At 58.2% G+C, this 23,449-nt stretch carries 23 protein-coding genes; 14 read left to right on the forward strand and 9 right to left on the reverse strand.

The window, feature by feature from the left end; all coding sequences use genetic code 11:
• Positions 1-58: 58 nt before the first annotated feature.
• The 4 genes from BTN45_RS22120 (at position 59) to BTN45_RS22135 (ending at position 3,275) form a co-directional block, all read left to right on the forward strand.
• The gene (locus tag BTN45_RS22120) at positions 59-457 is read left to right on the forward strand and encodes a hypothetical protein (protein WP_004438538.1); all 399 of its coding nucleotides are present in this window, start codon (positions 59-61) and stop codon (positions 455-457) included.
• Positions 454-1,239, forward strand: coding sequence for an SDR family NAD(P)-dependent oxidoreductase (locus tag BTN45_RS22125; protein WP_004438541.1), 786 nt, complete (start codon positions 454-456; stop codon positions 1,237-1,239). The genes BTN45_RS22120 and BTN45_RS22125 overlap by 4 nt, the downstream gene beginning before the upstream one ends.
• Before the next feature lie 175 nt (positions 1,240-1,414).
• Positions 1,415-2,470, forward strand: a complete 1,056-nt coding sequence (locus BTN45_RS22130; protein WP_207591044.1) for a murein L,D-transpeptidase family protein — start codon at positions 1,415-1,417, stop codon at positions 2,468-2,470.
• A gap of 19 nt (positions 2,471-2,489) precedes the next feature.
• A complete protein-coding gene (locus tag BTN45_RS22135; RefSeq protein ID WP_207591046.1) occupies positions 2,490-3,275 on the forward strand; it encodes a L,D-transpeptidase in 786 nt (261 codons plus the stop codon).
• A gap of 166 nt (positions 3,276-3,441) precedes the next feature.
• Here the strand turns inward: BTN45_RS22135 and BTN45_RS22140 are convergent, their stop codons facing one another.
• The 3 genes from BTN45_RS22140 to BTN45_RS22150 all read right to left on the reverse strand — a co-directional run bounded on the left by BTN45_RS22140 (position 3,442) and on the right by BTN45_RS22150 (position 4,730).
• Complete coding sequence (locus tag BTN45_RS22140; RefSeq protein WP_004438551.1) at positions 3,442-3,744, reverse strand: DUF982 domain-containing protein; 303 nt, start codon at positions 3,742-3,744, stop codon at positions 3,442-3,444.
• 114 nt (positions 3,745-3,858) lie between these two features.
• Positions 3,859-4,026, reverse strand: coding sequence for a hypothetical protein (locus tag BTN45_RS22145; RefSeq protein WP_207591048.1), 168 nt, complete (start codon positions 4,024-4,026; stop codon positions 3,859-3,861).
• Positions 4,027-4,202: 176 nt separating this feature from the next.
• Positions 4,203-4,730 (reverse strand): DUF4142 domain-containing protein, encoded by a 528-nt coding sequence (locus BTN45_RS22150; protein WP_044459826.1) that lies wholly within the window; start codon positions 4,728-4,730, stop codon positions 4,203-4,205.
• A gap of 284 nt (positions 4,731-5,014) precedes the next feature.
• Here BTN45_RS22150 and BTN45_RS22155 point away from each other — a divergent pair, with 284 nt between their 5' ends.
• The 6 genes from BTN45_RS22155 to BTN45_RS22180 all read left to right on the forward strand — a co-directional run bounded on the left by BTN45_RS22155 (position 5,015) and on the right by BTN45_RS22180 (position 9,474).
• Positions 5,015-5,299, forward strand: coding sequence for a hypothetical protein (locus tag BTN45_RS22155; protein WP_072493583.1), 285 nt, complete (start codon positions 5,015-5,017; stop codon positions 5,297-5,299).
• Between the two features lie 210 nt (positions 5,300-5,509).
• Positions 5,510-6,289 (forward strand): ABC transporter ATP-binding protein, encoded by a 780-nt coding sequence (locus BTN45_RS22160; protein WP_112636714.1) that lies wholly within the window; start codon positions 5,510-5,512, stop codon positions 6,287-6,289.
• A 23-nt stretch (positions 6,290-6,312) separates the two neighbouring features.
• The gene (locus BTN45_RS22165; RefSeq protein ID WP_035211050.1) at positions 6,313-7,086 is read left to right on the forward strand and encodes a transporter substrate-binding domain-containing protein; all 774 of its coding nucleotides are present in this window, start codon (positions 6,313-6,315) and stop codon (positions 7,084-7,086) included.
• Positions 7,087-7,105: 19 nt separating this feature from the next.
• Positions 7,106-7,828, forward strand: a complete 723-nt coding sequence (locus tag BTN45_RS22170) for an ABC transporter permease (protein WP_207591050.1) — start codon at positions 7,106-7,108, stop codon at positions 7,826-7,828.
• A gap of 12 nt (positions 7,829-7,840) precedes the next feature.
• The gene (locus tag BTN45_RS22175) at positions 7,841-8,530 is read left to right on the forward strand and encodes an ABC transporter permease (protein ID WP_037091118.1); all 690 of its coding nucleotides are present in this window, start codon (positions 7,841-7,843) and stop codon (positions 8,528-8,530) included.
• 17 nt (positions 8,531-8,547) lie between these two features.
• Positions 8,548-9,474: a homocysteine S-methyltransferase family protein gene (locus BTN45_RS22180; protein WP_207591052.1), complete on the forward strand. Its 927-nt coding sequence runs from the start codon at positions 8,548-8,550 to the stop codon at positions 9,472-9,474.
• Between the two features lie 210 nt (positions 9,475-9,684).
• Here BTN45_RS22180 and BTN45_RS22185 read toward each other — a convergent pair whose 3' ends face one another.
• Complete coding sequence (locus tag BTN45_RS22185) at positions 9,685-11,019, reverse strand: aspartate aminotransferase family protein (protein ID WP_125270817.1); 1,335 nt, start codon at positions 11,017-11,019, stop codon at positions 9,685-9,687.
• Between the two features lie 146 nt (positions 11,020-11,165).
• Here BTN45_RS22185 and BTN45_RS22190 point away from each other — a divergent pair, with 146 nt between their 5' ends.
• The 4 genes from BTN45_RS22190 (at position 11,166) to BTN45_RS22205 (ending at position 15,730) form a co-directional block, all read left to right on the forward strand.
• Complete coding sequence (locus BTN45_RS22190; protein WP_207591062.1) at positions 11,166-11,714, forward strand: cupin domain-containing protein; 549 nt, start codon at positions 11,166-11,168, stop codon at positions 11,712-11,714.
• 618 nt (positions 11,715-12,332) lie between these two features.
• Positions 12,333-13,013, forward strand: coding sequence for a sugar transferase (locus BTN45_RS22195; protein WP_004438583.1), 681 nt, complete (start codon positions 12,333-12,335; stop codon positions 13,011-13,013).
• Between the two features lie 184 nt (positions 13,014-13,197).
• On the forward strand, positions 13,198-14,454 hold the full coding sequence (locus tag BTN45_RS22200) for a polysaccharide biosynthesis/export family protein (protein WP_207591071.1): 1,257 nt from the start codon (positions 13,198-13,200) through the stop codon (positions 14,452-14,454).
• A 7-nt stretch (positions 14,455-14,461) separates the two neighbouring features.
• A complete protein-coding gene (locus BTN45_RS22205) occupies positions 14,462-15,730 on the forward strand; it encodes an O-antigen ligase (RefSeq protein WP_035211041.1) in 1,269 nt (422 codons plus the stop codon).
• Here the strand turns inward: BTN45_RS22205 and BTN45_RS22210 are convergent.
• The 5 genes from BTN45_RS22210 to BTN45_RS22230 form a co-directional block, all read right to left on the reverse strand.
• On the reverse strand, positions 15,727-16,221 hold the full coding sequence (locus BTN45_RS22210) for a hypothetical protein (RefSeq protein WP_004438593.1): 495 nt from the start codon (positions 16,219-16,221) through the stop codon (positions 15,727-15,729). The genes BTN45_RS22205 and BTN45_RS22210 overlap by 4 nt on opposite strands.
• A gap of 85 nt (positions 16,222-16,306) precedes the next feature.
• The gene (locus BTN45_RS22215) at positions 16,307-17,665 is read right to left on the reverse strand and encodes an HlyD family type I secretion periplasmic adaptor subunit (RefSeq protein WP_004438597.1); all 1,359 of its coding nucleotides are present in this window, start codon (positions 17,663-17,665) and stop codon (positions 16,307-16,309) included.
• An 8-nt stretch (positions 17,666-17,673) separates the two neighbouring features.
• Positions 17,674-19,881 (reverse strand): type I secretion system permease/ATPase, encoded by a 2,208-nt coding sequence (locus BTN45_RS22220; RefSeq protein ID WP_207591073.1) that lies wholly within the window; start codon positions 19,879-19,881, stop codon positions 17,674-17,676.
• Between the two features lie 68 nt (positions 19,882-19,949).
• The gene (locus BTN45_RS22225; protein WP_207591075.1) at positions 19,950-21,971 is read right to left on the reverse strand and encodes a hypothetical protein; all 2,022 of its coding nucleotides are present in this window, start codon (positions 21,969-21,971) and stop codon (positions 19,950-19,952) included.
• Positions 21,972-22,120: 149 nt separating this feature from the next.
• Entirely contained in the window at positions 22,121-23,086 is a 966-nt protein-coding gene (locus BTN45_RS22230) for a hypothetical protein (RefSeq protein ID WP_035211034.1), read from the reverse strand.
• Between the last annotated feature and the right edge of the window lie 363 nt (positions 23,087-23,449).

Genomic DNA, 23,449 nt, shown 5'->3' on the forward strand with positions numbered 1-23,449 from the left:
AGCTTTTACTCATTTCCCGCATCGGCCTTGTCGATGAATTCCAGCCGGAGGGCATGTCATGCAACTTTCGACGACTTATGTAAAACGCAATGACGGATCTATCTCCGTCGAGTTTGCCGGCAGCGACGGCGATCACGTTTCGGTTCGCCTTGCCCATGGCCTGGAAGGGATCGACGACGCGGAAGCGATTAAACGGGCGAGCGCCGTGATGGTCCAACTCACCGCATTTGGAACGCGCCAGGGTGCCGACGCACCCTCGCAATTTTCCCGCCTTGGAACGGCTCAGAATGATGGAACGCGCGATCAGGGTGAGCGCGTGCAGGCGAGCGCCCGGACCGCGAGGGACCGTGACGTTCTGGAGGAGGAGCTGGAAGAGGGGCTGGAGGACAGCTTTCCGGCCAGTGATCCCGTCTCGGCGACCGTTACCTCCATCGCCTCGCGAAAAGGGGGGCTGTGACATTGACTGTTCGTAAAGTCGCTCTCGTGACCGGGGCCGGTTCAGGTATCGGACGCGCCGCCGCCCTTCATCTCTCCACCCAGGGTTTTTCGCTCGGGCTGCTCGGGCGCACGCAATCCGAACTGGAGGACGTTGCCGACGACATTACCGCCCGTTCCGGCGCCTCGAAAATTCTCATCGCCGACGTGTCGGATGAGGAGGCCATGCGGAGCGCCGTTGCAGCGCTGGTGGAGGATTTTGGCCGCCTTGACGTCGTGGTGGCCAATGCTGGCGTCAACGGTGTCTGGGCGCCTATCGATGAACTCAAGCCCTCGGAGTGGGACGACACGATACGCATCAATCTCCGCGGCACCTATCTCACGGTTCATGCCAGCGTGCCACATCTAAAGGCGGCAGGCGGCGGTTCGATCGTCATTGTCTCCTCGATCAACGGCACGCGCACCTTCACTTCGCCCGGCGCGACCGCCTATTCGGTCACAAAGGCAGGGCAGCTTGCCATGGCCCAGCAACTGGCGCTGGAGCTTGGGCGGCACCGCATCCGCGTCAACGCAGTGTGCCCGGGTGCGATCAAAACGGCAATCGACGAGAATACGAAGATACGCGCACGGGAAAAAACCGAGGTGCCGGTTCGCTTCCCCGCGGGAGATATTCCGGTGACGGGCGGTGTGGCGGGAACGAGCGAGGATGTCGCCGAGCTGATCGGTTTTCTCGCCTCCGATGCGTCCCGCCACGTGACCGGCACACCGGTCTGGATCGACGGCGGCCAGGGGCTTCTCCGCTAGATGCTTCTCCGGCGTCATGCCCGGAGACCATCACGGGCTTGTGTCCCTATGATTAACGAAAGGGTAACGTCTGTTCACGAGACTTTGTCCATGGATGAGGTTGCCGTGTTGTGGCCACCTTCGATAGTTAAGCGTCTGCCGGAAAGGCGGGCAAATCAGGCGGGCGGAAATATCCATGGGTATGCAGGCTGTGCTGAACTTCGCGGTGGCGGGGTTGCGGCAAAAGTTCAAGACGGGGGCAAGACTGGCTGCGGTCATCGCGATCGGCGGTAGCCTTGCCGCGTGCACCTCAATGGGTCTCGACAGCGTGAAAAAAGATCCGCCGAAGCTGTCGTCCAAGATGATGGCGCAGATGTCAGCCAAAAGCATGCGTCCGGAAAGCCCGGTTCTCGTTCGTATCTTCAAGCAGGAGAGCGAGCTCGAGGTCTGGAAGATCGACAAGACCGGCAATTATGCGTTGCTGAAGACATATCCCATGTGTCGCTGGTCCGGAAAACTCGGGCCGAAGATGAAAACGGGAGACCGTCAGGCGCCGGAGGGTTTTTATCATGTCTCGGCCGGCATGTTGAACCCGAATTCGCAATATTACGTCTCATTCAATCTCGGTTATCCCAACCGGCTGGAATCCGCGCTCGGCTATACCGGCGAGGCGCTGATGGTGCACGGCGCCTGTTCATCTTCCGGCTGCTACGCGATGACAGACGCGCAGGTGGGTGAGATCTATGCCATTGTCGCGCGTGCGCTGCAGGGTGGGCAGGACCGCTTCCAGGTCCAGGCCTATCCCTTCCGCATGACCGCAAGGAACATGGTGGCGCACCGGAACGACCCCAACATGCCCTTCTGGAAGACGCTGAAGGAAGGTTACGATTATTTCGAGGTGACGCGGCGCCAGCCCAAGGTCTCCGTCTGCGGCCGCCGTTATGTCTTCAATAGTGAATTTGCCGAAGGCGAGCCTGCCGATCCGCTGGCAGCCTGCCCGCCGTCCGTCAACGAGAATGACCCGCTGGTGGCATCGAGGCTGGCCGAGGAGCAACAAAAACTTGCCGCGGCGATGAGCGAGGGAACTTCCGCCCCCCTCAGCGCGTATGTAGACGGCGGCATGCATCCGAGCTTCAGGGCCATACTGAAATCGAGCGGCGCCAAGGCAATGGCATCGCAGGTTTCCGGCACGAAGTACCCTATAAGCCGCCCCGAGGCGGCGCTGGCAGATCCCTTTGCCAGTGTGAGATGACGTAAATGAGGTTTTTCAATTGAACGAGACGATGACGACCCGGCGGGGTTTCCTGCTTGGAGCAGGCGGTTTGGCACTGGCCGGACTTGCGGGTTGCAACACCACGGCACGTGAAACCGCGAGGCCGACCGCTCCCGCGGAAGATCCGATGTACGCGCTGATGTACGGTCCGAAACCGGACGAGCAGTTTCCGCTGCCGGAAATTCCCTATAAGCGCATTCCGCGCCAGTTCCTGCGGCAGATGGTGGCGAACCCGACCGGCGAGCGCCCCGGCGTGATCGTGGTCGATACTGCCAACCATTTCCTTTATCTGACCTATGAAAACGGGCAGGCCATGCGTTACGGCGTGGGTCTTGGCCGCGCGGGCTTCGAGTGGTCAGGCCGCGGCGTCATCCAGTACAAGCGGCAATGGCCGCGCTGGACACCGCCAGACGAAATGATCGCCCGTCAGCCGGAGCTGGAGCCTTATAGCAGCCGCAATGGCGGCATGGAGCCGGGCCTCAAGAATCCGCTCGGTGCGCGTGCACTTTATATCTTCAAGGATGGCAAGGACACGATCTATCGTCTGCACGGCTCGCCCGAATGGTGGACAATTGGCAAATCCGTGTCTTCGGGCTGCGTTCGCCTGCTGAACCAGGACATAGTCGATCTCTACAATCGCGTGCCAGATGGGACGCCGATTGTGGTGACAGCGCTCGGTCCCGCACAGCAGGGTGTGCCGATTGGTCAGGAAGGCGTGCCTGTCGCGCAATATGGCAATGGCGCGGTCGGTGACGGTTTGTCACAGCCGATGCAGACCTACTGACCTAGGAGAGAGGTGGGCCGCCGGCAACGGCGGCTCAACCGCGTCGGGCGGTCCGCTGTCGGCATCATTCATGGCGTTGTACCTCCCAGGTAAACGACGCAGCACGTTACCGGTGCCCCGCCGGAACAGCGGGGCTTAGCCAGGGAATGTGTTCTGGCACAGCCCTCTAGCCGACTGCGCGGCTCATGGGCAACATTTCATCGAAATGGACCGGACCGGCCATAACCAGCGGCATGCTCGCCTCAAGGCAGGCGGAGATGAATGCTTCCCGCGCCACTTCCGCGGCTTCGAGCCTGGACAGCGCGGCGCGGCATTTTTGCACGGCGCGCTTATAGCGTTCACCACGGCGAAGCGGCCATTCGTTTTCCAGAAAATCCAGGGCGTCGTAAACGCTGAGAAACGATCTCTCAAGGCCGCATTGCATGCGCACCCGAACAGGCGCTCTAAACAAAACTTCCGGGCTGTTCATCTTTACCTCCAATCTTAAACAACCAGATCAAGAAGCCTGAAAAATATTGGAGCGGCGGTGCCCCGGATCAAGATCGGAAACACAAATTTTCGCTGCGCAGATAAGTGTCGGCACCTAGCGTTGTTCTTTATCCTCCCTGTGCGGACAGCGCTTCATCATTTTGTCGATGGCCGCCCTATCACCTGCAAACCGTTCAAACAGTTCTGCCGCCTGCACCAAGCCCAACGCATATATTTCCTGAATCTGTTCGATAGTGTAGTTTCGGGTGTTCGCATCGTTCATTTTTCAGCCGTCCTTCTTGCGATGAACGCGCGGAGGATTGTGAAGTTCTGCTGCCGGGATCCGGCCTGAAGAATTTCGCCGGCGCGCCGCCTGATCAACTCGCACGTCCGGGTGCGAGCCTAGCCGTGTCGCGCCAGCTTCTCCATCACACAAAGATCACCAGCAGCCATCTATCGTCAGTTTTTGTCGAGGCCCTGGGCCATTTCCAGATGATGCTGGAGCGCCGGTAAAGTTTTTGCCGCCCACGCCTTAAGCTCCGGATTATCGCCGCCCTCGGCGTAGCGCTTGAAAAGATCAACGGCGTCTTCATGCGCATCGACCTGATCATCGATATATTCTTCGTTGAACTCGTTGGCGTCGAGTTTTGCGAGGTCGTCCACTTCTTCCTTGTGATCATCTGTCAGAGCGGTGACCGGTGTCCCGTTCACCTTGCCGCCGGATAACAGGGTTTTCAGTTCCGAACTGGTTTTCTCATGCTCGGTGATCATTTGCTGCGCAAAGGCTTTGGTTTCCTCGTTCCCTTTGGTGAGGGCGAGTTTGCTTGATTCAATTTCGAAGATATCGCTTGCCGAGGCCTGCAAGATGAAATCCTCGGTTTTTGGCGCGACGCCAAGTGCGGAATTGACGCCGGTGGATTCCGTCGCGGATTGCGCCAAAGCAGTTCCGGCGACGAGTGCGAACGCGAGGGAAAGAATGGTCTTCATTGTTGAGCCTCCTGATGGTTGAGGCTCCACCAACCGTGATGGGCAAGAAATGTTCCTCGGGGTGGAAGAAAAGCCCGCTTGAACGGCGTTGCCGGTTGCCGGAGTTGACGCATCGCCTCGGGATAATGTCCATGCGAGGCGGGCACTCTGTACGGGCCAGAATTCAGGGGTCGACTTCGATCCGAATGATGCTATGGTTCATACATTGCTACCAACCGAATTCGTAGGCGGTGGCAACTGAGGGTTACTATGTGCTCCCGCCTGCTTTTTGCGGAGATGCACATATGTTGCATCCGTCAAATTTCGAATATTGTCTGCTACGACGAATTCTCGTTCGTTGGGCCGCCCGTTTCACATCAGATGAGACGTTGCAGGCCAAACTCGTGGAAAAGACGATACGCAAAACTCTTCAGGATTTTCTGCTGAAGGATGATGGTGCAGCCATCGACCTCGAGTTGCTCGCGACGATGCGCCGGTTGGCGTTATGCGAGTTTGGTGTGAAAAGAGATCAGCAAAATCAGGCGCCGCCGGTTGACGTGGCCGAAGGACGCGGCGCATCTCCGCAATAGCGGTATCTCCGCAGTGATATCTCTCCGACTGCGCCATAGGGCGGAACGGAGAACGGTGGCCGGATAACGGCAGTTGGCCGCAATTTTCTTTCTTTTCCGTTGTCGGGAATGTTTTTTCCTTTCCGCGATGCAATAGAGCGGTTATTTCCGCGTCAGAAAACGCGCACTTTGCTAGATGTGCGCAGCTATTGACATGACCCGGACCCTTTGATGACGACTGACGTTCCCTGCGCATTGGCGGTTGACGATATCCACAAGAGCTTTGGTTCTCACGAGGTTCTGAAAGGTATTTCGCTCAAGGCGCACAAAGGGGACGTCATTTCCGTCATTGGCTCCTCAGGCTCCGGCAAGAGCACCTTCCTCAGATGCATCAACTTCCTCGAAGTTCCGGATCGTGGGCGCGTTATCGTGAATGGCGAGGAAGTGGCCGTGAAGTACGGTCGGGACGGCAATGCCCTGCCGCAGAGCTGGCGCCAGGTGGAGCGTTTGCGCACCGGTCTTGGCATGGTTTTTCAGAATTTCAATCTATGGGCCCACCGCACTGTACTTGAGAACATCATAGAAGCCCCGGTGCATGTGATGGGCGTGAAACGTGCGGAAGCCATCGAGAAGGCTGAAGCGCTGCTGCACAAGGTCGGGCTTTACGCGAAGAAGGATGCTTATCCGGCGTTCCTGTCCGGCGGTCAGCAGCAGAGGGCAGCCATAGCCCGCGCGCTCTGCGTGGAGCCGGCGGTGATGTTGTTCGACGAACCCACCTCGGCGCTGGACCCGGAGCTGGTCGGCGAGGTGTTGAAGGTGATCCGTGATCTCGCCGAGGAAGGCCGCACCATGCTTCTGGTGACACATGAGATGCGTTTTGCGCGCGATGTGTCGAGCCATGTCATGTTTCTGCATCAAGGCCGCGTGGAAGAAGAAGGACCGCCGGAACGGGTCTTCGGCAATCCTCTGAGTGCAAGGTGCCGGGAATTCACCGGCGCGCTCGCGAGCTGATTTTTTCGTAACAGGAGATTTAAATGAAATTCTTCGCCTCAATGCTGGCCGGTACGGCTTTCGCACTCTCCGCTTTCTCCGCCAGCGCAGACGTCCGCTTCGGCGTCATGAACGAAAGCTATCCGCCTTTCTTCGCGCAGGACGCCAGCGGCAAGTGGCAGGGCTGGGAAATCGACCTGATGGATGCCGTCTGCGCCGAGATGAAGGAGAAATGCTCCATCGTCGCGCTATCCTGGGACGGTCTCATTCCCGCGCTTGAGAGCAAGAAATTCGATGTGATCTGGTCTTCCATGTCCAACACGCAGGAGCGTCAGAAGGTGATTGGCTTCACCGACAAATATTACAATACTCCGAGCAAGCTGATCGGGGCCAAGGACGGAAAGCCGGGGGCAACGGCTGAAGACGTGAAAGGCAAGACCATCGGTATCCAGGTCGCCACCATTCAGTCTGCCTATTATGCAAAGTATTTCAAGGACGTAGCCGACGAAAAAACCTACCAGACGCTGGATGAGGCGTTTCAGGATCTGGCTGCGGGTCGTATCGATTACGTCTTTGGTGACTCACTTGTTCTCGATACGTTCCTGAAAAGCGATGCCGGCAAGGATTGCTGCGCGGATGCCGGCAATGTTGCTGACGACCCGGAAATCCTCGGACTTGGCGTTTCAGGTGGCGTACGCAAGGACGACACCGAACTGAAGCAGAAGCTGAACGCCGCCATCGCCGCCGTCCGCGCCAGCGGCAAATATGATGAGATCACCAGGAAGTACTTCAGCTTCGATATCTACGGCGCGAAGTAATCCGGGTCGGGTTCGGCAGATGGCAAGCCTGGATACAATGTTGCAGCTTCTGTCACCCTATCCTCCGGGATGGGGTGGTACCCTGTTGACGGGTGCTGCAGCGACGCTTGCCATCTCGGCCGGGGCCTATCTCATCGGCATCGTCATCGGCATGGCGGGCGCCTTGGGCAAGCTTTCGGGCAACCGCGGGCTCGAAACCGTCCTCAATCTCTACACCACGCTTATCCGCTCCGTGCCGGAACTGATCCTGATTGTGGGGCTTTATTATGCCGGAACCGACGGGCTCAATCGCCTGCTGCAGCTGGCTGGATTGCCGGTGCTCGAGGTCAACGGCTTCATAGCAGCAGTGGCGGTTCTGGGCTTCGTGCAGGGCGCTTACATGACGGAAGTGCTGCGCGGGGCGATAATGGCGATCCCCAACGGCCAGATCGAAGCGGCGAGGGCTTTCGGCATGTCTCCCCTCCTGAGGTTTCGCCGTGTCGTTCTGCCGGCGCTTTTGCCCAATGCCCTGCCGGGGCTTTCCAACCTGTGGCTCGCCGTCACCAAGGACAGTGCGCTTGTCGCCGTTGTGGGGTATCAGGAACTGGCGCTCGCGACCCGGCTCGCCGGTGCAAGTACTAAGCAGTATTTCCTGTTCTTCGTGGCTGCGGCCCTGATGTATCTGGCGATCACCCTCGTCTCCAATGTCATCTTCAGGCAGATCGAACGGCACGTGCGCCGTGGTCAGCCCAGCCTGGCGTGAGGGAGATTGGCGATGGATTTTTCCTGGGTCGGGAAATACTGGCCGCTTCTTCTCTCCGGAGCATGGCAGACGATCGCCCTGCTCGTGATCTCCGTCTGCTGCGGTTTCGTTCTCGCCATCGGACTTGCCTTCGCGCAGGTCAGCGGCGGCCGAATGACCCGGATTCTCGCGCGTGGTTATTGCACCTTTTTTCGGGGCACGCCGCTGCTGATACAACTCTGGCTGCTCTATTACGGCGTGGGGTCGCTCTTGCCCATGGTGCCGGGGCTGCGGCAAAGCTTTCTGTGGCCGGTGCTGCGCGAAGGTTTCTTTTTTGCGGCGGTCAGCTTCACGCTGAACTACGCAGCCTATGAAGCCGAAGTTCTTCGTGGTGCGTTGCTGGGCGTTCCGAAAGGCGAACTTGAGGCGGGCAGGGCCTTCGGCATGAGCCGGTTCACGCTGGCGCGCCGCATCTGGCTGCCGCGCGCGATCCGCGCGGCGCTGCCGACGATCGCGGGTGAAGTGGTGATGCAGCTGAAAGCCACGCCGCTTGCGTTCACGGTGACAGTCATGGATCTTTACGCCGTCGCCTACAAGGTGCGGCAGGACACGCTGCTGGTCTACGAGCCGCTTTTCGTCGTGACGATTTTTTATCTCATCCTCACCGCCATCATTGCCCGCTGCTTCGGTTTCATCGAGGCGCAGGTGCCGGTGCGCCGATAGCCTATCAAGGAGTTCTCATGAGCGATATTCGTATTCTGGACGGTGGCATGAGCCGTGAATTGCAGCGGCTGGGCGCTGAACTGAAGCAGCCCGAGTGGTCGGCGCTCGCGCTCATCAACGCCCCGGACATCGTCCGCCAGGTGCATGCGGAATTCATCGAGGCCGGCGCGGATGTGGTGACCACCAATTCCTATGCGCTGGTCCCTTTTCATATCGGCGAAGACCGGTTCAACAAAGAAGGTGCTTCACTGATCGCCCTTTCCGGTCGCCTGGCGCGTGAAGCGGCGGAGGCTTCGAAGCGTAATGTGGCCGTGGCCGGCTCGCTCCCTCCGATCTTTGGCTCCTACGAGCCAGAAAATTTCGATCCCTCTCGCGTTCAGGACTATCTGAAGGTGCTGGTCGAAAATCTTCAGCCACATGTGGATGTCTGGCTTGGAGAGACCCTGAGCCTTGTCGCTGAGGGTGAGGCGGTGCGGCAGGCGGTGGCCGAGACGGGCAAGCCTTTCTGGATTTCCTTCACGCTGAACGACGAACCCGCTCAGGTGAACGGTGCGGAGCCCAAGCTGCGTTCCGGCGAGACCGTGCGCTCCGCCGCCGAATGGGCCGCCGGATCAGGTGCCACAGCGCTGCTCTTCAACTGCAGCAAGCCGGAAGTGATGAGGGCTGCCGTGGAAACCGCAGCCGCCGTCTTCAAGGAAAAGGGTGTTGCTCTGGATATTGGCATCTATGCCAATGCCTTCGAAGGCGAACAGGGCGACTCCGCCGCCAATGAGGGGCTGCACGGCACGAGAGCGGATCTGACCGATGATGTCTATTCCCGCTTCGCCTGCTCCTGGGCAGATGCGGGGGCCACCCTGATCGGTGGCTGCTGCGGTATTGGCGCTGCGCATATCCATACGGTTGCCGATACGCTTCGCCGGCGTGGCACTGGCAGAACGATCTGAAAAGAGAGCCCCCTTGTCGAAAAGGTGCGTGCCATCGCCAGCCGCCTGGCCAAGCTCAAGCGCCGGTCCCGGCCGCATGGTGATCTGACAGGGCACATATGGCGTCCCACGGGCGAGGGCGGCCTGCGCTCGATTCAGGAACATTCCATGTTACTGGTAGAAAAGTGAAAAAGGCTGCAATTTAGATTGCAGCCTTCCTGTTAAATCCAGTTATTCCGCTCTTTTCAGCGCGTCGCCGAGAATGGAAACGATGTCGTCGAAATGGGATTTTTCGGCGATCAGCGGCGGTGAAAGAGCAATGATGTCGCCGGTGACGCGAATGAGCAGGCCACGTTCGAAGCAATCCACAAAGACATCATAGGCACGGGCGCCGATCGCGCCGTCGCGCGGCTGGAGTTCTATGCCGGCGATGAAGCCTATGGTGCGGATGTCGATGACGTTGGGCGAGCCCTTGAGCGAATGAATGGCATCGTGCCAGGCGTCCTGCAATTCGGAGGCGCGGGTGAAGAGGCCCTCGTCGCGATAGATGTCCAGCGTTGCGATGCCTGCCGCGCAGGCGACGGGGTGGCCGGAATAGGTATAGCCATGGAACAGTTCTATCTGGCTTTCGGGGCCATGCATCAAGGCATCATGAACCTTGCGGCTGGTGAAGACCGCACCCATGGGGATAGCTCCGTTTGTGAGCCCTTTCGCCGTGGTGACGATATCGGGCGTCACGCCGAAGTAATTGCTGGCGAAGGATGAGCCCATGCGTCCGAAACCGGTGATGACCTCATCGAAGATCAGCAGAATGCCGTACTTGTCGCAGATGGCGCGCAGGCGTTCCAGATAGCCTTTCGGTGGCACGAGGACACCGGTGGAGCCCGCCACGGGTTCCACGATGCAGGCGGCGATGGTTTCCGCACCGTGCAGGGCGACCAACCGTTCCAGATCGTCCGCGAGCTCGGCGCCGTGCTCTGGCTGGCCCCTGACGAAGCTGTTCTTCGTAAGATCGTGGGTGTGACGCAGATGGTCGGCGGGGATTTGCGGGAAGACGCGGCGGTTGTTGACGAGGCCGCCCACGGAAATGCCGCCGAAACCGACACCGTGATACCCGCGTTCGCGGCCGATGAGGCGGCTGCGCGTCCCCTGGCCAATGGCGCGCTGATAGGCGATCGCGATTTTGAGCGCGGTATCGACCGATTCCGATCCCGAACCAGTGTAGAAGACGCGGTCCAGTTTGCCGCCTTCCGGGCCGGGGGCGATTTCCGCCAGCCGTTCGGCAAATTCGAATGCGACCGGGTGACCCATCTGGAATGAAGGTGCGTAGTCCATAGTGGAAAGCTGATGCTTCACTGCGGAGGCAATCTGCTGGCGTCCGTGGCCGGCATTAACGCACCAGAGGCCAGCCGTTCCATCGAGAACCTGACGGCCATCATTGCTGGTGTAATACATGCCTTCGGCGCTCGCCAGCAGACGGGGATTGGCCTTGAACTGCCGGTTGGCGGTAAAAGGCATCCAGTAGCTGTCAAGCGATGTGGAATTAGATCGGCTCGGGTTGTCCATCACGGTTCTCCTGTTCGTGGCCGACGATTGAAAGCTATTTTCTTCACCGAACAAGCCCTTTTCTCCATGTGGCGAAGTGATTGAAAATACTGTAGGCGTGAAGATGGGTTTTCGATATTTCGAACAACGGCAACGGGGGCGACGGGATGTCGGTGGATATAGGGGGACGTTTGCGCCATCTGCGGCTGCGTCACAATATTTCCCAACGGGAACTGGCAAGGCGTGCTGGTGTCACTAATTCTACGATTTCCCTGATCGAATCTAACACCTCGAACCCGTCCGTGGGCGCGCTGAAACGCATTCTCGATGGCATACCGATAGGGTTGGCCGAATTTTTCGCCTTTGAGCCGGATACGAGCCGTAAGGCTTTTTATCGGGCGGACGAGCTGGTTGAAATTGGCAAGGGCCCCATCTCGTTTCGCCAGGTGGGCGAGAATGTCTTCGGCCGCAGCCTGCAGATACTGAAAGAGTGCTACCAGCCCGGCGCCGATACCGGCAAGGTGCCCTTGGTCCATGATGGCGAAGAAGGCGGCATTATCCTTTCAGGGCGACTGGAAGTGACGGTGGACGAGGAGAGGCGGGTGCTCGGCCCGGGTGATGCCTATTATTTCGAAAGCCGAAGGCCACATCGCTTTCGCTGCGTCGGACCGGTGGCCTGTGAGGTCATCAGCGCCTGCACACCGCCAACCTTCTGATTCCCCCAAATTGGGGCCTGGAACCACCTTCAGGACAGGCGCGCAGGGCTGCGTTCAAAAAAAGTGGCCGTTAGCTATGCGGCTTTTGCGTGGCTGCCATGACAATAATGCAGTTTCTCGCCACTCTTTTGCCGCCTTTGCCGCCTTTTAGCGATTTTTCTATCGCTTTTTCTTGGCGAGGTGCAGGTAGGGGGCAAAAAAATCCCAGCCGATATGTCAAATTTTATATGCATTGCCACAATCTTGCTGCGCCGCAAAAAAATTTAATAGTCTGTCATATGCCGCGCTGTTCTTAACGTTCCTGTCTCATCTCGCCAAGTTATAAGAAACACATAAGAAAAGGCTATCGCTCGCACAAAAACCAATACATGCGACGGCGTCACCCATGCTCTCAAGACATGGCCTTCAGCACATTTGTTGCTTTTTTATGCAACCGTTAATATTGCCCGGACGTTGATCGGCCGCTCACGCAAGAAATCGCATAGACGGTTATGGGCAATGTGCCTTACAAAAAATCCATTAGCATCAAATTCCGAACACAGACTTGTTATCTCCTTTAGACGGAAAGACGCGCCTCCGGGCACCGACCAATCGCAAAACATAAATGGAGTTCTCTCTATGAAGTCCGCGACCCAATCGGCTGAACAGACACTCAGCAGCTCCGAAGATTTCGATGTCAGTTTCCCTATCGGGGGCATCGCAAAACGCAGCTTCGATATGACATCGGCTGCTCTTGCGCTGCTCATCTTCAGCCCGATATTCCTGCTGATCGCCGTTCTGGTGAAGATGTCCGACCCCGGCCCGATCTTTTATGGTCACCGTCGTGTGGGACATAATGGCCGCTATTTCCATTGCCTGAAATTCAGGACGATGGCGATGAACGGCGATGAGATCCTGCGGCAATATCTTGCCGCCAATCCGGAAGCCGCCGAGGAATGGCGGGCTACCCGCAAGCTCAAGAACGATCCGCGTGTTACGGCCGTTGGCGCCGTGCTGCGCAAGCTCTCCCTTGATGAACTGCCGCAGCTCATTAACATCCTTCGTGGTGAAATGAGTGTGGTTGGCCCGCGTCCCGTCGTGGACGAGGAGCTGAGCTACTATGAAAGCGCTGCCGCCTATTATCTCAGCACCCGCCCGGGTCTGACCGGCCTGTGGCAGATCAGCGGCCGTAACGATGTGTCTTACAAGACTCGCGTTGCTTTCGACACACAATATGTCCAGAACTGGTCGATGCGGCAGGATGTCTTCATCATCGTCAAGACCATTCCCGCCGTGTGCCTGTCACGCGGAAGCTACTGAAAACCGATATTGAGTTCGGCTATATCGATCTTCGCTTCGACACGCACCCCGACCGGGATCCCAAGTCCGGTCTTCGGGTGCGTCATTGGTGCTAATCATACCGGCCGCTTCTTGCGGCGCCGCCTTGCCGGTCGCGCGACGGCCTGATCGCCTGTATGGCGATCCGCTAACAGGGAGTTTCCCGATGAACGGCTTTTCCGCCGCCCACCGCCCGTTTGTGGCCCTCGTTCTTGCTGCTACCGTCGCTTTTTCCGCGCCGCTTTCCACAATGGCTGCGGATGGCGCTCAATATAAGCTCGGTACCGCGGACAAGCTGCGTATCCGCGTTGCCGAATGGCAACCGGCCGACGGCAGCATCCGCAACTGGGACGTCATCAACGGCGACTATTCCGTCGGGCCCTCCGGTACGCTGTCCTTGCCCTTCATCGGTCAGCTGGACGTCGCAGGCAAAACGCCTTCCGAGGTGAGCGACCAGATCGGCGCTCAGCTTCAGAGCAAGTTCGCCCTCCGCAACCTGCCTTCGGCCTCCGTAGAGATCGCCCAGTTCCGGCCGATCTTTCTGAGTGGCGATGTGCAGACACCGGGTGAATATCCCTATGCCCCCAACATCACGGTGCTGAAGGCTGTCAGTCTTGCAGGCGGCTTGCGAAGGTCCGACGCCGAACAGCGTTTTGCGCGCGACTTCATCAATGCACGTGGTGACGCCGCCGTTTATGATAACCAGCGGGCAAGGCTGCTTGCCCGCCAGGCGCGGTTGATCGCCGAGGTAAAGGGCGATCAGACGATTACCAAGACGCCGGAGATGGAAAAGATCGCCGAGATCGACACGCTTCTCGCCAGCGAAAGCGCGCTGATGAAATCGCGGACCGAGCGTTATACACTTCAGCTCAAGGCGCTGACGGACTTGCACGCGCTTTTGCAGAGCGAAGTCGAATCCCTGAAGAAAAAGTCGGAAACGCAAAACCGGCAGCTTCAACTCGCCAATGAAGACCGCGACCGCGTCAACAGGCTGAACGAGCAAGGCCTTGCCTTGTCGCAGCGGCGCATTTCGGCAGAAGAACGTGCGGCCGAGGTGGAATCCACCCTCCTCGATATCGACACGCAGTCGCTGCGCGCCAAACAGGATATCAACAAGGCAACCCAGGACGAGATCAACCTGCGCAACGACTGGGTGGCGCAGCGCTCCAAGGAGTTGCAGGACACGGAAGCGGAACTCGACAAGCTCAATCTGCAGCTGACCACGAGCCGCGAATTGATGTCGGAGGCACTGGCGCAATCGGCCGAGGCGATCCGCTTCGATCCATCGGGTAAGTCCGCGACGATCAGCTATGTCGTGGTACGTGAGGAAAACGGCAAGCCGAAGGAGCTGAAGGTCGATGAAAATGCCTTACTTCAGCCCGGCGACGTCATCAAGGTCTCTTCTGAAATCCTGATGCAGTGAGGTTTCAATGCGGATCGCCAAATCGGCGCTGATCGATCCCGAACGCAATGAGATTTATGGGATGACGGCCGTTGCGCTGTCATTCTTCGTTTTCGCCTATTCGTCGCGTTTCGGGCAAATCTCGGTTCTGGCCTATTATGGCATGTGGTTGCCGCTGGTGGTGGTCGACTACCGGCGCGTGCTCGGCAATTATCCGCGTTATCTGTGGATTTTCGGCTTCGGCATTCTTACCGTCCTGTCCAGCTTCTGGTCGGAAGCCGTATCTGTAACCATGCGCGCCTCCATCCAATACATGACCCATATCGTTTGCGCGCTGATTGCCATGCGCGTGATTTCCATCCGGACGCTGACGCGGGGCGCCCTGATTGGTATCGGCGTCGTCCTGCTCTATTCGCTTCTGTTCGGCATCTATCTTTTTGACGCGCTTGATGGGACCTACAGTTTCGTCGGTGCCTTCTCATCCAAAAACCAGCTCGGTTTCTACGCGTCGCTGGGCGTCATTTTTGCTGCCTCGTCTGTGCTGGTACTCAAGCAAAGGGGCATCTGGCTGCCGATTGCAGGCGTGACGGGACTCTTGTCTGCCTATAGCCTCGTCGCATCGCAGTCTGCCACCTCCGCCATTACCACCGCGGCCGTTGTCGCCCTCATCATCGGTTTTATCCCGATCGGGATGCTTTCACCCGCAAACCGTAAAATGATGTTTTTTGCTCTCGGCGGTCTCGGCGCGCTGCTTGCGGTGGCTTCGCTGCAGTTCGGTCTGTTAGATGCCATTCTCGGTATCTTCGGCAAGGATTCGACGCTGACCGGCCGAACCTATCTCTGGCAGCAGGGCATAGAGGCTGCAAAGCAGGCTCCGATCCTGGGGGTCGGCTACCAGGGATTCTGGGTTGCGGGTTTTGCCGATGCCGAACGGTTGTGGAACGACTTCTTCATCACCGGCCGCAGCGGCTTCCATTTCCACAATACCTATATCGAGACAGTGGTGGAAAACGGCTTTGTCGGCATGATCCTGCTGGGCATGGTGCTTTACGGCACGCTGCTGGGACATCTGAGATCGGTGCTGATGCGTCGAAGCGACCCGCAGGGCGTTATCCTTTTTGCGATTTGCGCGCTGTTCGTGGTGCGATCCTTCGTGGAGATTGACATCATCTTCCCCTATCAGATCGGTTCGTTCCTGCTTTATTTCGCGGCCGGAAAACTTTGCCTTCCGGTAAAGGCGGCGCGGAACGGTGAGACTCACCCCGCGATCGGCATGAGGCTGCAGACCAGACCCTAGAGATAATCCGCCGAGACATGTGGACTGGCGTGAATGAAGCTCCACATATCCTTGCTGACCTCGACAATGTCGGCGATTGATTTTTCGAGCTGACCGATTTCCTTTTCGTCCATGCGCTCGACCTTGCCGTAGCGGACCTGGCTGTCATCTTCCACCAGACGCATCAGCTGGGTGCTGGCGATATCGCCCTTTTCGTCAAAAGAATAGATGCAGTGATTGTATTTGTTGCGCGTCTTCGCTTCCCTCTTCAGCCGCGCCATGATGGAGAGGACAGTCTTCCGGTCCTTCGCGTCGGTGGAGGGAAGCTTTGCCAGGCGTTCGATGAGATCCATGCGCGCCCGTGTGGTGTTGAGGGTGAGGAACACGACGATGGCAGCCTCCTTGTCCACTTTCAAAAGGTGGACGATCAGATAGATCATCAGGCTCTCGGTGTTGGTCCACACATAGTTCAGCCTGCCGACCAGCAGCAATACATCCGACATCGCCGCCATGACGCTTCTCCCGCCCCGACAAAACATCCTTAGACATCATATGCCGACTGTCGCGGAAAAGACAGGGTAGGTTACTGATATCTCTTCATCTTTCCTTGAAAGCACGGGACATGCTGTCAGCGATCGGCTTGGTCAGATATTCGAAGAAAGTACGCTCCGAAGTCTGGATCAATACGTCGGCAGGCATGCCCGGCACTGGGCGGAAATTATGGACCTTGGCGATTTCCTCATCGGGCACCTGCACGCGCACGATATAGACATCCTTGACCTGCAGACCGGCGTTCTCCTCGATGCTGTCGGCGGAAACGTAAAAAACCTTGCCGTTCAGGACCGGCGTGGTGCGGCGGTTGAGCGCCGAAAGACGGATCGCTGCCGTCTGGCCCTCGTGCAGCTGGTCAATTGAGGTTCTGAGCACCTGCGCCTCGAGGATCAGCGGAACATGGGCCGGCAGGATTTCCATGATCGGCTTGCCTGTCGTGATGACGCCGCCGGGTGTGTGATAATAAGCGCGCACGACAGTTCCGTTGACGGGGGAGCGGATGACGGTGCGCTCCAGCACTTCGGCGGCCCCACGGACCTGTTCGCGCACGCTGTCGAGATCGGACTCCGCCGTCTCCAGCGCATCAAGCGCCGCCTGCTTGTTGGCGTTGACCGCAATGATCGCTTCCTGCTTGAATTTGGCGATTTCCGCTTCGCTCTGGTTCATTTCGCCGCTCAGGCGGGCAATGTCCCCCATCGCATCGGCAATGGCGCGCTCCAGCGCCAGCATGTCGGTCTTGCGGATGACACCATCCTTGGCGAGCCTCTCCTTGGAATCGCGTTCCTGTGTGAGAAGCGCGAGTTGCCGGTCGAAGGACTGCTTCTGCCCGTCATAACCCGCATAACGAAACTCCAGCGACCTGATGTTCTTCTCGATCAGGTTCAACTGCTCTTCGAGCTTGATGAGTTTGCTGTGGAACACGATGTTCTGGCTCTGGATGATGGCGTTGATATCCGGATCGCCGGCTTCCTTCATGACGATGTCGGGCACCTTGAAGCTCTTTGCGCCCTGCGCTTCGGCGCGCAGGCGCGTGACGATGGTCTCAAGCCGAAGCCGCCGCAGCTGCAACATGCGTTCGTTGGCGAGCGCCGTCGTCTTGTCGAGTGTGAGCAGCACGTCGCCCACCTTGACCGTGTCGCCTTCGCTGACCATCATCTCCTTGATGATGCCACCTTCCAGATGCTGCACGACCTTGTTATTGCCGGTGGCGACGAAGCTGCCCTGGGCGATGATGGCGGAGGAGAGCGGCGCGGTGCCAGCCCAGTACCCGAACCCGCCGAAGGAAGCGAGCAGCACGGCAAGACCGATCGAGCTGTGCAGGCGGATTGAGCGCGGTACCTCGCTGTACCATTCCAGCTGACCCTGTGGTTTGACTTCGGCAATGGCGTTCTTTTTCCTGAACATGACGGTCCTCAACCCTCGATCTGCGGGGACTGGCTGGCCTGGCGGCCATTGCCGGAGAGCGCTTTCAGCACGTCCATCCTTTCGCCGAACATGGCGACCGACCCGTCTTTCAGCACCATGATCTTGTCGACGCATTGCAGAAGCGCCGGCCGCTGGGTGATTGTGACAGTGGTGATGCCCTGTCTTTTGGCGTGCAGCAGCGCCTTGGCCAGGGCCTGCTCACCCTGGGTGTCGAGGTTTGAGTTCGGTTCGTCCAGTACCACGAACTTGGGATCGCCGAAGAAGGCCCGAGCAAGTGCGATGCGCTGTTTCTGCCCGCCGGAAAGTGGTGCGCCATCGGCGGCGACCACGGTTTCATAACCCTGCGGGAAACCGGCGATCAACTCGTGAACGTCGGCCAGCACTGCGGCCTCATAGATTTGCCTGTCCTCTATATCGTCGCGCATGCGGCAGATATTGGCCTTGATGGTGCCCGGGAACAGCTGGACGTCCTGCGGCAGATAACCGATGCTTTCCCCGAACTGCCGCTGGTCCCAGTTGCGTAGGTCCATGAGATCGAGACGAACATTGCCCGATGTAGGCAGGATGGAGCCGACCAGCATTTTGCCGAGCGTCGTCTTGCCGGAGCCGGAATTGCCGATGATGGCAAGCGATTCACCCTTTTTCAGCGAAAAAGAGATGCCGTTTAGGATCACTTTCTTCTGCGGCGGCGGTACGAAGAGAATGCGCTCAACATCCAGGCGTCCTTCCGGATTGGGAAGGCGCAGGCGTGGGAAATTGAGCGGTGAGCTGATGAGGAGCTGCTTGATGCGGCCATAGGAGGCGGCCGATTTGTTGAACTGGTGCCAGCCCTCGATCGCTCCTTCAATGGGCGCGAGCGCACGGCCCGAAACGATGGAGGCCGCAATCACCATGCCGCCTGTCAGCTCGCCGGAGAGCGACAGATGCGCGCCCCAGCCGAGAAGCGCAACCTGTGTGATCATACGCGCGGCCTTGGACACGCCAGAGAACATAATGTTTCGATCCTGTGCGGCCACATGCGATTTCAGCGAGCCCGCCGTTTCGCGGCCCCACATTTTTACCGCTTCGGGGATCATGGCGAGCGCATTGATGATCTGCGAATTGCGCGACATGGAATCGAGATGGAAATTGGCGCGGCTCAGATAACCCGAGGCTTCGGAGAATTGCCGTGCGGTGAAGCGCTGGTTCAGCCAGGCGATGGTGAACAGCACGGCGCAGCAGACCATGATGATAATACCGAGATGCGGATGGACCAGATAAACCACCACGATGAAGAGCGGCATCAGCGGCGCATCGAGAAAAGCGATAAGGGTTCCCGAGGTGAGGAATGAGCGCAATTGCTGTAAATCCTGCAATATCTGGTAATCCTTGCCGCTGCCATGCAGGGAGGCGCGTGCGGCGGCAGACAGGATGGGAGCGCCGAGCTGGACCTCGAGCTCCACAGCGGTACGCATCAGGATGAAGCGGCGGATGGCATCCATGAAAGCCTGCAGCAGTACCGCTCCGAGAACCGCGACCGTCAGCATCACGAGCGTATCCATCGAGCGGCTCGTCAGCACGCGGTCCGAAATCTGAAACAGATAAAGCGGTATGGCGAGAAGCAGGACGTTGATGGCGACGGTGAACAGCATCACCACAATCATGTTGCGGCGTACCGCGGCGATACCCTTGGCAAGGCTTGCGGCGAAATTGATCGGTTCGCTGCGTTTATGAAAGCCGCTCTGGCTGCTGCCACCGCCGCCGCCACCGCCGCCATTGCCCGTTGGTTCCTTGCCATCGCCGCCACCGCCCGTCGCCGGGCGGCGTTCGTTTTCACGGATCGGACCATCATTGTTGTCGATAGTCTTGACGAAGGGGAGGTCGGGCGCGCTCTTCAGTTCTGCATTGTCGATCTTGGCTTTGGGGGCAGGTCGCGACGCGGGGTGTGGCTCCTGTTTCGGTGCCGGGTTTCCCGATGGCCTATCCCGCAATATGCTGGATTGCGGTGTCGTCGGCGAGGGCGGTAGCGCCACCTCCGGACAGGGCGGGGTTGCCCCAGCGATCTGTTCCGCACCCGACAACTGGCGAAGGTTCTCTACGGCTTCATTGATAGCTGAAATACAGGCGTCCGTCAGCTTGCTGTCTTCCGCGTCCTGATCCAGCGGTAAATCCAGCGAGCGTCCATCCGCAATCGTTCTTCTTGAAATATGATCCATTTTTATCGGTCCCCTCGGTGATCTTGCGGCTTTTGCGGTTACACAGGCGGAACTGCCGCCGGCAAAACCTATGCGGTGACCGCTTGCATGACGTCGGATGAGTGGGCATTGGACCACGACAGGTCGTGCCCGGCATTGATGACGCCGTCGGATTCGTTTTCGATGGTGGCGGGATCGTCGTGCAGAAAAGCGATGACCTCGTTCGCAAGTTGACCCGGTTGCGCCGGCTGCGACGTATCGTTTTCGATGATGCCGCCCTGTATCAGAATGGCGTCGGAATAAACGCCGCCGGCAACATAGGTGGTGGAACCGAAGCTGTCGTAATCAATGATCTGCGCGAGATTGATGACGGCATTGCTGCCGGTATCGATATGGACGTCGGCATTCTCGTTGTTTTCGAGCACCTTGGCCGCGGCCTGGGTAACGTCGTCGGAATCGCCGAGCACACTCACCTGCTTGATGATGCTGACATCGTAGAGATTGCCAGTGATGTAGAGCACGTTCAGTCCCTGGTAGCCGGCAAAATTGCTGTCATGCGCAAGAGCATCCGGCATGTTCGGATCGCGCTCATTGATCGCGGACACCGTCTGCGCCATGTAGTCGGGCATCGTTTCGAAACGGTCGTTGGAGCCGACGTTATAGATGGAGGCATCGTTCCAAAGGAGATTGTTGCCGGATTGAATAGTGGCGCCTCCCGGTGCATCGGGATTGGCGCGGGCCCAGTCATTGTCGTAAAGCACGGCGATCTGGCTGATGAGGTTCATGTCCAGCACATTGCCGCCAACGATGATGAGGTCATACTGCATTCCGATGCCGAGGAAATTCGCAATATTGAGTGCGGCATTTCCCCCTGTCAAAAGACTGACGCTCGCACCGGAGGTCGTGATCGTCATCGTGTCGTTGTCGCTGACGAACTGGTATTGTTCGATCCAATGCACGAAGGAAACGTCACCCTCTAATACGCTGACGCGCCACGCGGTGGGGAAAATCGGCATTTCGCCGGTTTCAGGGCTCTCCGCAGCCGTATTTTCCGCGCCGGGGAAAACGCTGCGTTCGAAATTGGCGATGTTGTAGGCGGCCGTGTCGGCCTGATCCTCGGAACGGGTGAAAACGGAAGCGATTTCGTCCCTGTCGCTATAGATATAGGCCTGGGTGATCGCATCGATCTGGTGGTAGTCACCCATCACGGCGGTGACGGAGGTCATGACGGCGGTATTGACCAATGTGGCGACGTTGGCGACGACATTGGCGCCTGCGGCCACATCGAGACTGTTGCCGGCGGGACTTTCTTCATGCAGCGCAACGTCACTTCGTTCCGGTTCTTCCGGAGGCTTGGCAATGCCGCGATCCGGCATGTAGTCGTCCAGCGCCGGCTTCTCAGCGGCGGCAACGCCATTGATATAAAGACCATTGATGTCGTTGCCGGCCAGGACGAAATCCTCATCTGCGCCGGTCCCGAGTGAGGTAACGTCGTTGTCGCGGGCGTGCTCGATATAATCATGCGCGGTCTTGGCGAGAGCCTGTAGCGCATCATAGCTGTCGGTGCGCTGGAAACCGGAAAAAGGGGTGAAGACGGACGCTTCGTTGTAGAATTCGACTGTACGTTCAGTGACGAAGCTGGTGTCGCGGGCCACGTTGGGGCCGTCCGTCATATTCAGATAATCATCGTCCCGAAGAATATTCACCTGCGCGACATGGGCGACAACCGAGCCTGGGCCGGTATGAATTACCAGCTCACGTTCGTCCTCGAAGGAAAGGCGACCTGGAAAGCGGAAATTCGCAGCGGAAATATCGACCGGTATCGAATTCGCAAACTGCTGCATGTCATGTTCGACCGTGCGTGCGAAATGCGGCGGCAGATAATCGAAGTCGTAATAGCCTGCATGGTACTTGACGCCAGGATCGTAGTCCTGAAGTGCAACGTCATAGTTCTTGTCGAGCAGCCTTGCCGCTTCCTCTTCCGGCAGTTGCTCAGGCCCGGAACGTGCGGGGCCTTCACTATAGTTGTTTCGCAGACGCGCTTCTTCGGCCATCGTGTCGAACAGGCCGATGAAATGCGCGATCATGTCTGAAATCTTGTCGATATGCATTGGAGGTCCCTCCCCGATCATTGCGGTACGTCACAGATGTCGGGCGGCACACGTCTTGCAAGCGGTGCTTCTTTGTCGCCAGGCCTGTCTATGAACCGCAAACTGCACCGGCGGACGCCGGTGCAGCTCTTTTCGTCAAGAGATGGTTGTCAGGAGTGATCCTCACCGACGTCCGAGACACTGGAGTTGCCCCCTGTGACCGTGACGTCAACGGCATTGGAGAGCATGTTGGCGCCCTGCACCAGCTCCAGATGGAAGCCGGAATTTGCAAGGATTGCCGATGCGTCGGCCGTGCTGGTGCCCGCTGCGTCGTCGCCGGCCTTGAGATCCCATCCCTTGCCGTCGATGCCTTCTGCGCCATAGGCGTCGCCTGCATTGGCGCTCAGGTGGTTTTCGGCGCCACCGTTCTGCATCTTGATGTCGTAAGCCTCATCCTGATCCGCCAGGTGATTGGCCTGCACGAGGCTGAAGCCCGTATCGTTGCCGTCACCGTTGAGCGAGTCGTTGAGGATGCTGTCGACATCCAGGGTAAAGGAGAAGTCGTCACCCAGATTGAAGGTGAGGTCTCCGCCGGCGATGCCGAGATTGCCGACATCCTTGACGCCCGTGATGTTGCCGAAGTCGTCATCCGACTTGTAGAAACTGTCCGAGGAGTTGAAGCTGCCGGAGGTCGATGTTGTCGTGGTGGTGGTGTCGTTGTCGGAATAGGTGAAGGTCTTGTTGTCCGAATCCGTCACCGTTTTCACATTGGTGTCGTTGTCGCTGTACGACTTGCTTTCATAGCTCCAGTCGTAATCGGTCTTGATGTCGGTGTTGGTTTCGGTGCTCGTCTTGGTCGTCGTGTCGTTATCGCTGTACGACTTGCTGTCATAGCTCCAGTCATAGTCGTTATCGCGATTGTCACCATTGCCGACTGCAACATCGATCTTGGCATCAACATCCACATTGGTGCTGTTGTCGCTATTGTCGTTGTTGCGGTTCTCACCGTTCGCGGTGCCGACGTTGCTGTCTTCCACCTTGGCGTCATTGGTAGACGTGTTGGCAAAACCATCGGAAAGCGCGCCGATCTTGGTGATATCGTCGTCGCTGCCAGCGGATTTATGATCATAACCCATTTCGATTTCCTCCGAAAAAGCTCGGAGCAGCTTTCGAAATCCCTCTCATCTCAAACGGGATTTTTTCGCGCTTGCTCCGGATAGCATGAAGATTGATGTTTTGCAGATGGACTCGGTTACGCATCATCTGCGGTTCGGTATTGGCCCGTGGACGGGCTCTTTTTGTTCAGCCCTTGTGCGCTACTCGATAAAACGGCGCACAAATCCGTTCCTCGCTCCAGCAGGGGAGCGCGGTGGCTTCGTCTTTTCGCTTGCATGTTTTCTTGAAAAGGGTCCGGCGCTCTCAAACGCACGTCAAGGCCGGAAGTGTCTTTCCATCAGCCGCCGTTCAGCGACGGTCAGACTGTGCCGCAGAAAAATTGC

Origin of the sequence: Rhizobium sp. ZX09 (assembly GCF_017357485.1) — a bacterium.
GTDB lineage: Bacteria > Pseudomonadota > Alphaproteobacteria > Rhizobiales > Rhizobiaceae > Agrobacterium > Agrobacterium pusense.

Coding starts and splice junctions, on each gene's coding strand:
- BTN45_RS22130 (WP_207591044.1), top strand. CDS start 1,415: ATGGGTATGCAGGCTGTGCTGAACTTCGCGGTGGCGGGGTTGCGGCAA.
- BTN45_RS22150 (WP_044459826.1), bottom strand. CDS start 4,730: ATGAAGACCATTCTTTCCCTCGCGTTCGCACTCGTCGCCGGAACTGCT.
- BTN45_RS22165 (WP_035211050.1), top strand. CDS start 6,313: ATGAAATTCTTCGCCTCAATGCTGGCCGGTACGGCTTTCGCACTCTCC.
- BTN45_RS22220 (WP_207591073.1), bottom strand. CDS start 19,881: ATGGATCATATTTCAAGAAGAACGATTGCGGATGGACGCTCGCTGGAT.
- BTN45_RS22225 (WP_207591075.1), bottom strand. CDS start 21,971: ATGCATATCGACAAGATTTCAGACATGATCGCGCATTTCATCGGCCTG.
- BTN45_RS22230 (WP_035211034.1), bottom strand. CDS start 23,086: ATGGGTTATGATCATAAATCCGCTGGCAGCGACGACGATATCACCAAG.
- BTN45_RS22140 (WP_004438551.1), bottom strand. CDS start 3,744: ATGAACAGCCCGGAAGTTTTGTTTAGAGCGCCTGTTCGGGTGCGCATG.
- BTN45_RS22145 (WP_207591048.1), bottom strand. CDS start 4,026: ATGAACGATGCGAACACCCGAAACTACACTATCGAACAGATTCAGGAA.
- BTN45_RS22200 (WP_207591071.1), top strand. CDS start 13,198: ATGAACGGCTTTTCCGCCGCCCACCGCCCGTTTGTGGCCCTCGTTCTT.
- BTN45_RS22160 (WP_112636714.1), top strand. CDS start 5,510: ATGACGACTGACGTTCCCTGCGCATTGGCGGTTGACGATATCCACAAG.
- BTN45_RS22195 (WP_004438583.1), top strand. CDS start 12,333: ATGAAGTCCGCGACCCAATCGGCTGAACAGACACTCAGCAGCTCCGAA.
- BTN45_RS22120 (WP_004438538.1), top strand. CDS start 59: ATGCAACTTTCGACGACTTATGTAAAACGCAATGACGGATCTATCTCC.
- BTN45_RS22170 (WP_207591050.1), top strand. CDS start 7,106: ATGGCAAGCCTGGATACAATGTTGCAGCTTCTGTCACCCTATCCTCCG.
- BTN45_RS22205 (WP_035211041.1), top strand. CDS start 14,462: ATGCGGATCGCCAAATCGGCGCTGATCGATCCCGAACGCAATGAGATT.
- BTN45_RS22175 (WP_037091118.1), top strand. CDS start 7,841: ATGGATTTTTCCTGGGTCGGGAAATACTGGCCGCTTCTTCTCTCCGGA.
- BTN45_RS22155 (WP_072493583.1), top strand. CDS start 5,015: ATGTTGCATCCGTCAAATTTCGAATATTGTCTGCTACGACGAATTCTC.
- BTN45_RS22185 (WP_125270817.1), bottom strand. CDS start 11,019: ATGGACAACCCGAGCCGATCTAATTCCACATCGCTTGACAGCTACTGG.
- BTN45_RS22180 (WP_207591052.1), top strand. CDS start 8,548: ATGAGCGATATTCGTATTCTGGACGGTGGCATGAGCCGTGAATTGCAG.
- BTN45_RS22190 (WP_207591062.1), top strand. CDS start 11,166: ATGTCGGTGGATATAGGGGGACGTTTGCGCCATCTGCGGCTGCGTCAC.
- BTN45_RS22215 (WP_004438597.1), bottom strand. CDS start 17,665: ATGTTCAGGAAAAAGAACGCCATTGCCGAAGTCAAACCACAGGGTCAG.
- BTN45_RS22210 (WP_004438593.1), bottom strand. CDS start 16,221: ATGGCGGCGATGTCGGATGTATTGCTGCTGGTCGGCAGGCTGAACTAT.